1 protein-coding gene is annotated in these 274 nt (G+C 60.2%); it reads left to right on the forward strand.

Going from position 1 to position 274, the window contains the following annotated elements; translation table 11 throughout:
* Positions 1-183: hypothetical protein (locus SB719_RS19985; protein WP_412159714.1), on the forward strand; the 183-nt coding region annotated here is incomplete at its 5' end.
* Between the last annotated feature and the right edge of the window lie 91 nt (positions 184-274).

The raw sequence follows: 274 nt of genomic DNA on the forward strand, positions 1-274 counted from the left end.
CTCTGGAGCACGATCATCGTCGTACTGTCGGAGCTGGATATCGATGCCGGTCACACGGACCGCGAAAGCATGAGCAATGATCGCCCCACCGACGACCAGATGGCCGATGTCGTGACCATTCCCTACGGCCTGATCTTCCCGCTTTATTATCACACGCCGACCACATCCCGCGAGATCGGCTGACCTCGCCCAAGCGCCCGGCACAACCCTTGTTCGCAAGCCGCTTCACGCCCGCCATACAGGGTTGAGGCAGCGCGGGTAAAGTGTTGCAGAT

The sequence above is a fragment of the Pantoea sp. SIMBA_079 genome (genome assembly GCF_046940275.1).
GTDB lineage: Bacteria > Pseudomonadota > Gammaproteobacteria > Enterobacterales > Enterobacteriaceae > Pantoea > Pantoea borealis.